Source organism: Nocardia sp. NPDC005998 (assembly GCF_040614395.1).
In the GTDB taxonomy this organism is placed as follows: Bacteria; Actinomycetota; Actinomycetes; order Mycobacteriales; family Mycobacteriaceae; genus Nocardia.
In genome coordinates, this window is the sequence record NZ_JBEXUI010000015.1 from 82,090 (window position 1) to 91,118 (window position 9,029).

General features: G+C 67.0%; 6 protein-coding genes. 4 read left to right on the top strand and 2 right to left on the bottom strand.

The window, feature by feature from the left end; translation table 11 throughout:
• Positions 1–56 precede the first annotated feature (56 nt).
• From ABZ293_RS21435 to ABZ293_RS21445, 3 genes are all read left to right on the top strand, one after another.
• On the top strand, positions 57–224 hold the full coding sequence (locus tag ABZ293_RS21435) for a DUF2613 domain-containing protein (RefSeq protein ID WP_354956594.1): 168 nt from the start codon (positions 57–59) through the stop codon (positions 222–224).
• A gap of 92 nt (positions 225–316) precedes the next feature.
• Entirely contained in the window at positions 317–4,840 is a 4,524-nt protein-coding gene (locus ABZ293_RS21440) for an alpha-(1->3)-arabinofuranosyltransferase family protein (RefSeq protein WP_355183117.1), read from the top strand.
• Between the two features lie 235 nt (positions 4,841–5,075).
• Entirely contained in the window at positions 5,076–5,513 is a 438-nt protein-coding gene (locus ABZ293_RS21445) for a DinB family protein (RefSeq protein WP_355183292.1), read from the top strand.
• Between the two features lie 52 nt (positions 5,514–5,565).
• Here the strand turns inward: ABZ293_RS21445 and ABZ293_RS21450 are convergent, their stop codons facing one another.
• Positions 5,566–6,846 carry an acyltransferase gene (locus ABZ293_RS21450; RefSeq protein WP_355183119.1) on the bottom strand — a complete coding sequence of 427 codons (1,281 nt, stop codon included), beginning with the start codon at positions 6,844–6,846 and terminating at the stop codon, positions 5,566–5,568.
• Positions 6,847–7,074: 228 nt separating this feature from the next.
• Between ABZ293_RS21450 and ABZ293_RS21455 the strand changes: the two genes are divergently transcribed.
• Positions 7,075–8,184, top strand: a complete 1,110-nt coding sequence (locus ABZ293_RS21455; RefSeq protein ID WP_355183121.1) for a DUF3068 domain-containing protein — start codon at positions 7,075–7,077, stop codon at positions 8,182–8,184.
• A gap of 70 nt (positions 8,185–8,254) precedes the next feature.
• On the opposite strand, the gene ABZ293_RS21460 is transcribed toward ABZ293_RS21455, so the two are convergent.
• Positions 8,255–8,620, bottom strand: coding sequence for a VOC family protein (locus ABZ293_RS21460; protein WP_354956587.1), 366 nt, complete (start codon positions 8,618–8,620; stop codon positions 8,255–8,257).
• Between the last annotated feature and the right edge of the window lie 409 nt (positions 8,621–9,029).

The window sequence follows — 9,029 nt, forward strand, 5'->3', positions numbered from 1 at the left end:
CCCGTCCTGCTAGGTTGGCCCGGAATGTGCCTGCATCGATGTATTGGAGTGCCGCGATGAAGTTTGCTGTCCCTGGTGTTGCGAGTGCGGTCGCTGGCGCCGTTCTGGGTGCGGTCGCGGTGTTCGTCATCACGATGGCAGTGCAGCAGAACACGCGGCCGAATATCGAGCGCTCCGACTCCAACTCCTCGCTACTCAACAACGTTGAGTACGGCAGCCGCTGATCCACAGCAGTTCGAACGACCGTCGCGGAGGCGATAGCACGACGCGTCGACTCGACGGTTCCCCGCTCGGCAGGCGCTGGTTCGTCGGGACCGTGGTCGCGGCGTTCCTGCTCACTTTTCTGCAGGCGCCCGGCCTGACGGTCGCCGACACCAAATACGATCTGGCGCAGAATCCGCTGGGCTTCCTCGGACGCGCCGCCCACCTGTGGAGTAGTCAGGCCCCGATGGGGCAGGTGCAGAACCAGGCCTACGGATACTTCTTTCCGCATGGCGCATTCTTCTCGGCCGGGCATGTGCTCGGTCTGCCCGCCTGGGTAACCCAGCGGATCTGGTGGGCGTTGCTGCTGCTCGCCGGGTTCTGGGGCATCGTCCGGCTCTGTGAAACGCTCGGCATCGGCACTCGCGGGTCCCGAGTGGTGGCCGCGACCGCGTTCGCACTCTCACCGCGGGTGCTGACCACGCTCGGGTCGATCTCATCGGAGACGCTGCCGATGGTGCTCGCGCCATGGGTGTTGCTCGCGCCCGCCGCATTGGGCACCGCATATCGCACGCACAAGCGCGGCGGTGCCGCCTCGCCCGCCGGGAGTGCGCTGGCGCTGGCACTCATGGGCGCGGTGAATGCGGTGGCAACGGTCGCCGCATTTCTGCCCGCACTGCTGTGGTGGGCGTCGTATCGGCCGAACCGGCGCTGGTGGCGATTCACCCGGGCCTGGATTCCGCTGCTGGTGCTTGCCACCTTCTGGTGGGCGGTGCCGCTGCTCGTGCTCGGCAAGGTCAGCCCGCCGTTCCTGGACTACATCGAATCCTCGGGGGTGACCACGCAGTGGGCGTCCCTGGGTGAGGTGCTGCGCGGCACCGACAGCTGGACGCCGTTCGTCTCACCGGAGCGCATCGCGGGTGCGGTGCTGGTGACCCAGCCCGCGGCGGTGCTGGCCACCGGACTGCTCGCGGCGGCGGGTATGGCCGGGTTGGCGATGCGGTCCATGCCGTATCGGGGGCGGCTCGCGCTGATCCTGCTGGTCGGATTGGTCGGGATCTGCGCCGGATATGTCGGTGAGCTGAGTGGGCCGTTCGCGGATTCGGTGCGGGTATTCCTGGATGCCGGTGGCGCGCCGCTACGCAATGTGCACAAGCTGGAGCCGCTGATCCGAATTCCCCTGGTGCTCGGCCTGGCCCAGCTGCTGACCAAGGTGCCATTGCCCGCGTCGGTTCCGATGCCGGTATGGCGCAGCGCCTTCGCCCATCCCGAACGGGACAGGTCGGTCGCGGTCGCCGCATTGATCCTCACCGCGCTCGCACTGTCCACCTCATTGGCCTGGACCGGGAAACTGGCGCCGCGCGGGGCCTACGACGAGGTGCCCGGGTATTGGAAGCAGACCGCACAGTGGCTGTCCGACCATGCCTCCGATACCCGGGCTCTGGTGGTGCCCGGCGCGCCCTTCGGCAGCCAGGTGTGGGGGCTGACGCGTGATGAGCCGCTGCAGGCGCTGGCGAGCACGCCGTGGGCGATCCGCGACGCGGTGCCGCTGAATCCGCCGGGCACCATCCGCGCGATGGATTCGGTGCAGCGGTTGATCGCCGACGGCAGGCCGTCGAGCGGTCTCGCGGCGACGCTGACCGAGCAGGGCATCGGAATCCTGGTGTTGCGCAATGATCTCGATCCGGAGACCGCACGCTCGACCCGGCCGATACTGGCGCATCAGGCGATCGACGGTTCGCCCGGATTGCACAAGGTCGCCGAATTCGGCAATCCGATCGGGACGGCCGTCATCTCCGACCATCTGGTCGTCGACGGTGATCTGCGGCCCGCCTATCCGGCGATCGAGATATACCGGGTCGAGGCACGGCCGCCGGGTACGCCCGTCGAAATACACAGCGGCACCGGCGCTCCGACGTCGTTCCCTGGTGCATACACGGTGCCGCTGGCCGAGGTCGAGACGGTTCAGGGCGGGTCCGAGGTACTCGAACGGCTGCATCGTGATGCCGATACCGCGCCGAGGCTGCTCGCAGCCGATGCGGCCGCCGCCGGACTGCCGATCGGGCCGTTGACCGTCACGGATACGCCGATGGCGCGGGAGGCCGATTTCGGCAAGGTGGACAACCACAATTCGGCGCTGCGCGCACCGGACGATGCGCGCCGCACCCATAATCTGGTGCCCGACTATTCCGTCCCCGGTGCGGAGTTGGTGCGCGGGGAATGGTCCGGCGCGACGATCACCGCATCGAGTTCGGCCGCCGACGCCACCCAGTTGGGCGGATCCGCGCCGGGCAGTTCGACCGCCGCCGCGGTCGATGGCGATCCGTCGACCGCATGGATCAGCAATGGCGCCGAACACGCACTGGGACAGTGGCTTCGGCTCGATCTCGACCATCCGATCGGCACCGGACTGCTGCAACTGACCACCAGCGCGGCGGCCATCGGCGACCCGGTGAAATGGGTCGAGGTCCGCACCGCGCACGGCAGTGTCTCGGCCCGGATTCCCGAACCCGGTGCACCGGTGTCGATTTCCTTGCCAGCTGGGCAGACCGATTGGCTCAGCATTACCGCCATCCGTACCGCAGACGGCACGCGGGGTGGGCAATTCGGCATCAGCGAACTGACCCTGGACGATTACACCGTCCGCACCGCACCCGTCCGGGTCGACATCCGGCATCGGACGGTATTGCCGCCCACCCCGGCGGGCGCGCAGGTCCGTGCCTGGGATCTCGGACAGGAATTCCCTGGTCGCAGTGCTTGTTTCGATGCACCGGACCGGGTTCGGTGCAGTAAGGGACTCGCCCTGGCGCCAGAGGAGCCCGGTGCGTTCGAACGCACGCTGTCGGTGCCGGAGCCGATGACCGTCACGCCGGAGCTGACGGTGCGAACTCGACAGAGCCCCGAACTGGAGGCGCTGCTCACCGACCAGTCGCGTCCCGTGGCGCGCGGCAAGGCCGATGTCGGTGATCTGCGCGGTTCGGCCTTCGCGGCCACCGATGGGGATCCGCGGACGAGTTGGACGGCGCCGGAGGATTCGGTGCGGAACCTGGCAGGCGGCAAACCAACGCTCGAGCTGGAGCTGCCCGAACCCGCTTTGGTCACGGGGCTGGAATTGACACCGTCACTCGGCGAACTGCCCGCCGCGCCGCTCGCGGTGGCGGTAAATCTCGGCAATGGCCCGCAGGTTCGCGAACTCGAGCCGGGCAAGCCGACGCGAATCTCATTGCAGCCCACGGTGACCGATCGCATCGAACTGAGCATCCAGAGTTGGCGGCCGGTACTCGATCGCACCGCGCTGGGCTTCGCCGTCACCCAACCGCCCGGGCTCGCCGAGGTGTCGGTGCTCGGACCGGAGTATCCCGCGCCCGCCGGGCCCGATCGGTTGATCACCATCCCGTGCGCGCAGGGTCCCACGATTGCGCTCGGCGGACGGTTCGTGCATACCACCGTCACGGCGACCGCCGGTGAATTGCGTTCCGGTGCACCGGTTCCCGCGCGGGTGTGCACGAATTCGGAACTTCCCACCGATTCGGTCGGCTCCGACGAGATCGCGGTACCCACCGGGCGAGCCGATGTGACGGTCGCACCGACCTCACTCTTCTCCGTCGACCGACTTCGCCTGAACCGCACCGATTCCGCCGCCACCGGCATCGGCCGATCCGATCACGCGAAACAACTGCTCGTCCTGCCGCTCAGCACCAATGTCGGATGGCGGGCAAGCGCTGCCGACGGCAGTGCACTCGAACCGATCGTGGTCAACGGATGGCAGCAGGGCTGGCTGCTACCGGACTCGGGATCGAAACCATCCGGCCCGATCACCGTCTCCTTCCCCATCGACCGCTGGTACCGCCTCAGCATCTTCGGCGGTCTGCTGCTACTGATCCCGCTGGTCCTGCTCGCCATCCCCCGCCCCCGCCGGATCCCGACTGCTGGCGGCTCGGAGTCGAGTTCCCGCATGAGCCCAGACGCCACCCGAAATCCGACTGATACACCCAGCCGTACCGACTCCACCATGCGAGTTGTCGACTCCAACGCAGACGCAGCCAACCCCAACACGAATGTTGGCGACTCCAATACCGGTGCAGCCACCCCCTGTCCGAACGCAGGCGACTCCGATGCGAACGCGACCAACCCAAGCGCGGACACCCACACTCCCAACGCGAACAATGCCGACTCGGGTACAGACGAAGCCCAACCCAGGGCACACACCGCGGAATCCAACGCGAACGCTGCCGACCTCGACCCGAACGCAGCTGACTCCAATCGAGACGCAGCCAACTCCAGCGTGAATGCAGTCGACCGGACTGTGGACAACGGGCCGACTCCGACCACATGGGGCAATCGCATCCTCGGCGCGATCGGAATCGGCACTGTCGCAACGGTTATCGCCGGACCGGTCGGCACCGTGCTCACCGTGATCGCGCTCGCCGCGACTCGCTTCTCCGCACGGATAACGTCGAAAGTCCTTGCCGCCATTGCCGGCCTCGGCACCGCCACCGCCGCGGCAGCCCTATCCACCGGACCGTGGCGCGCCGCAAGCGGATACATGGGTGGCTCCCTGTGGGTCCAACTGCCCGCACTACTGGCTGTGATCGCCGTCGGCATCGCCGCACTCCCGCCACGACACAAAGACCCGTAACGCGTCGAAAGCCCATGCCGCCGCTACCGACCTCGCCACCACCGCGGCCCACTCCACCCGACCACGACGCACCACAGACGGATACGACGGATAGCTTCCCCGGGCTCCCGACATGACGCAAAGACCGTTCGCGGACGCCCGAAACCCTCCGCGCACTGCTAGCGTCGGATGCGTGACGGCGTGCGTGGAGTGCGGATTCGACTACGAGCCCGCGTTGGTTCCCGAGGTGTCGGCGCTGGCCAGGGTGCACGCGGCGGAGTACGCGACACTGCTCGGTCAGGATGAACGGCGACTTCGGCACCGACCTGCACCCGAGGTGTGGTCGCCACTGGAGTACGCCTGCCATGTGCGGGATGTCCTACTCGCACAACGGGAACGCGTGCTGCTCGCCCGCCGCGCCGACGCACCGGCGCTCGAGCCGATGGGTCGCGACGAACGCGTCGAACACGACGGCTACAACGACCAGCAGCCATCCGACGTCGCCCGCCAACTCACCGATGCGGCCCTACTCTTCGCCAACGTCCTCGACCGCCTGACACCCCTGGACTGGAACCGCACAGTCATCTACAACTTCCCGGACCGCCAGGAACGCCCCCTCCACTGGCTCGCCCTACACACCCTGCACGAACTCCGCCACCACCTACTCGACATCCGCCGTCAACTCGAGAGCTGACCGCCCCACACGACCAGACCTCGCAGCAACCAGACCTCGCAGCCATCCGACCTCACCAACCGCCGGATCCTTCCGCGGTGGTCGTGGGCTGGGGGGTTGCCGAGGTGAGGGCGGGCGCTGGGGGCTCGGCGAGCGGCTTTGCTGTAGCGGCGTCGGCGGTGGGTGAGGGGGTGGCAGCGGCTTTTGCGTAGTCGCGGTCTCGGGCGAAGCGGCGGGCTGGTTCTTCTATGAGGGCGTAGCTGGCGGCGGCGATCGGGAGGGTTAGTGCGATGGTCAGGATGAGGACTTCTTTGAAATCGCCGCTGAAGGGGAGGATGCCGAAGACCGGGAAGACCACGGATAGGACTGCGAGGTGCCAGAGGAAGATGCCGTAGGACCAGCGGCCGATGGTCGCGGCGACCGGGGATTCCAGCCAGCGATGGGGGCGGGCGCCGGGCGGGCGCAGTACCAGGGGGGCGAGCAGGGCGAATCCGATAATGGCGCCGAAGCCCATCTTGGCCGCGTACTGCCACGGCTCGGCGCGGGTCAGCCCGGCGGGGCCGCCGAGGTCGGTGGCGGAGAGCAGGAAGGCGATCAGCGCGACGGTCCACATCACCGGTTGATTGGCGAGCAACCGCAGCCGTGGTGATAGCTGATCTCTATTGTCAATGAGCTCGGCCAGCAGCATGCCCACCGCGAACCACGGCAGATATCCGGGCAGCCAATTGTCGGCGTGAATGGCGTCGGGCGTCGGTACCGGAATGAAATTCCAACTCAGACTGATCGCCGCCAGCGCGAGGATCGCGGGTATGCGCCAGCGGGCGGCGTCGCCGCGCAGCCGCACCACCGCGAAGGCCAGCAGGGGCAGCACCAGATAGAAGGCCACCTCGACGGACAGACTCCACATCTGGGTGAGTCCATCGGTCAGCGTCAGCGGCACGAAGACCTGCGTCAGGGCCAGATTCGAAACCCATACGCGCAGGCCAGCAGTGTCGGCCGCACTCGGAACCAAGATCAGAACCGCGGCCACCACAACCCAGTACGCGGGCAGAATGCGCGCCGCTCGGTGCCGCAGGTAGTAGCCGACCGAGGGCGCGGTCCCCAGCCCGCGCGCCTTCGCGGCATGCGGACGCCACAGCAGGAAGCCCGACAGCGCGAAGAAAACCGCGACCGCCATATCGAACCGTTCCCAGATCCGGCCCAGCACCGGCGTATTCGCGGCGCCGGTCTGGAACGCGACGTGGGTCAGCAGCACACCCAGCGCGGCCATGCCACGCATACCTTCCAGGGCAGGCACGAAACCCCGCGTGCGAGCGGGCGCGGCTTCGGTCGGCGTGGGAGGGGTAGCGGTCATCGGACTCCAGTCTGCAGGTCCGTTCGAGTGACCTGCAAGCAGTCGTACCTACCAGCTGGTAACCCTACGTTTCAGATTTCGCGTTAGACTCGGGCGATTTCTGGGTCGAATCCGGCCTCGGCACCGCATAGTACGACAACGGACTGTTAGTGTCGGGGCTCACGAGTGCCGCGGCGCGCCCGCAGTACTTGCCGCACAGACCCGTGTTCTACGACGAGGAGAGTTTGCATGGCACTGAGTGCCGGAACCAGAAGGACGGTGGCCTGCCTGCTCGTGGGTCTGGGCGCGTTGTCGATCGTCGCCGCGGTGATGATCCCGACCTACACCGTCAGCAAACTGGCAAAAACTCCCCTCGACCTCGAGATCACCACGATCGCGACGAACCAGCCCGGCGAGGACAGCCTCGTCCTGGACGCCAAGTCGCTCACCGCACCCGAGGGCGCGGCCAAGGTCGACACCAATGTGCCACTGGTCTCGCAGCGGTTCCTCACCGTCGAGGACCCCTCCGACGCCACCGAGATGACCGTCCAGGCCGGTCAGACGCTGCGGCGCATCGATAAGCAGGGCGACACCGGCCTGCTGACCGCGACCATCGACCGGGTCACCATCGACCGCACGTCCGGCGAGCCGGTGGCCAAGGAGCCCAACGGCTCCATTGCCGTCACGGTGAACAAGGACCTACAGAGCATCGCCGACCCGGTGCAGCACACCGGCCTGCAGTACCGCTTCCCGATCGGCACCGAGAAGAAGACCTACCCGTACTTCGATCTCAACGTGCGCAAGACCTTCGACGCCAAGTTCATCGAAGAGACCGAGATCAACAGCACGAAGGTCTACCACTTCCAGATGTCGGTCCCGGCGACCAACCTGTGGGACGTGGTCCAGGCGCCGACCAATCGGCTGAGCCTGCCCGCCGCGAAGTGGGGCCTCGAAGGTGACGAGCCGGTCACCATGACCCGCTACTACACCAACACCCGCGACCTGTGGGTCGAGCCGCAGACCGGCACCGTGGTCAAGGGCGGCGAGCAGCTCAATCTGTTCTACGCACGCAGCGCCGACCACCCCGACGTCATCGCGCTGAAGTCGCACCTCGTCTTCGATGAGAACACCATCGAATCGCAGCTCTCGGTCGCCAAGGAGAACATCGACAAGCTGTCGCTGTACGGCCGGATCATGCCGATCGTGCTCGGCGTGCTCGGTGTCGCCGCCCTGGTCGGCGGTGCGATCCTGGGGATCCGCGGTGGATCCGCCGGTGCCGGCGTTGGTCGGCGCGGTGGTCCAGGCGGGGGCGGGGATGACGCTCCTACCCAGCAGTTCAGGATCCAGAAGAATCTCTGACGGCAGTTCCGATACTCGGCTCCCCGGCATTACGCCTGGGAGCCGAGTTCGTTTTTGGGGGGCAGTTCGATTAGGTGGCGGACGAACTCGAGGGATACGCGACGGGATGCGACGGCTGGTACAGCAGCATCAGCCCCGCGCCCGGGATCTTCATGTCGACGCAGCGCCCGAAGCTCCGCTCGGCAATGTCGCCCTCGAATCGCGCTCCACGCCCGGCCAATTCCGCCATGGTCTGCTCGATGTCATCGCATATCAGCGAAATCTCGTGGCGCGGTGGGCCATCGGCGGGGTGCACCCCGAGTTCGCTCGGCCCGGTTCCGAAAATCAGCCACCCACCATGGGCGTCCACATTCGGCCAGCCGAGAACGTCGCGGAAGAACGCGCGAGCCGCATCCGGATCCTCCGCATAGACCAGTGTGTGCACAGCGGTGATCATGCTGGTGATCGTAGGCGAGCCGGTGCAGTCGGGTGGGTGATCGCGAGCCAGTGCGCCCAGCAGGAGATCACCAGCGGACCGACCGCTCAGGCAACCACAGGCGAACCGATACGCCCACGCAGCGATCGTTGGTGAAACAGCACACCAGACAGGCAATCATCGCCGAACGGCGCACCCACGCGAGGGAACGTCAGCAAGCTGGTGCGCTCAGGCAGGTGATCGTGAGCGGGTGCGCTCGGGCATGTGGTCTTCAACGAACCCGCTCACTCGAACAGATAGTCACCAGCCGCTCACCCAGACGGGCGATCGCCGACGAACCAGCGCACCTGAGCAGCCGATCATCGACGAACCACTGACCCGAACGGACAATCGCCACCCAGCCACGCGACCGCCGATGAACCGCCGCACC

What these genes read in the sequence shown, in the direction of transcription:
- ABZ293_RS21435 (WP_354956594.1), top strand. Translation starts at nt 57, where the DNA reads ATGAAGTTTGCTGTCCCTGGTGTTGCGAGTGCGGTCGCTGGCGCCGTT.
- ABZ293_RS21450 (WP_355183119.1), bottom strand. Translation starts at nt 6,846, where the DNA reads ATGACCGCTACCCCTCCCACGCCGACCGAAGCCGCGCCCGCTCGCACG.
- ABZ293_RS21455 (WP_355183121.1), top strand. Translation starts at nt 7,075, where the DNA reads ATGGCACTGAGTGCCGGAACCAGAAGGACGGTGGCCTGCCTGCTCGTG.
- ABZ293_RS21460 (WP_354956587.1), bottom strand. Translation starts at nt 8,620, where the DNA reads ATGATCACCGCTGTGCACACACTGGTCTATGCGGAGGATCCGGATGCG.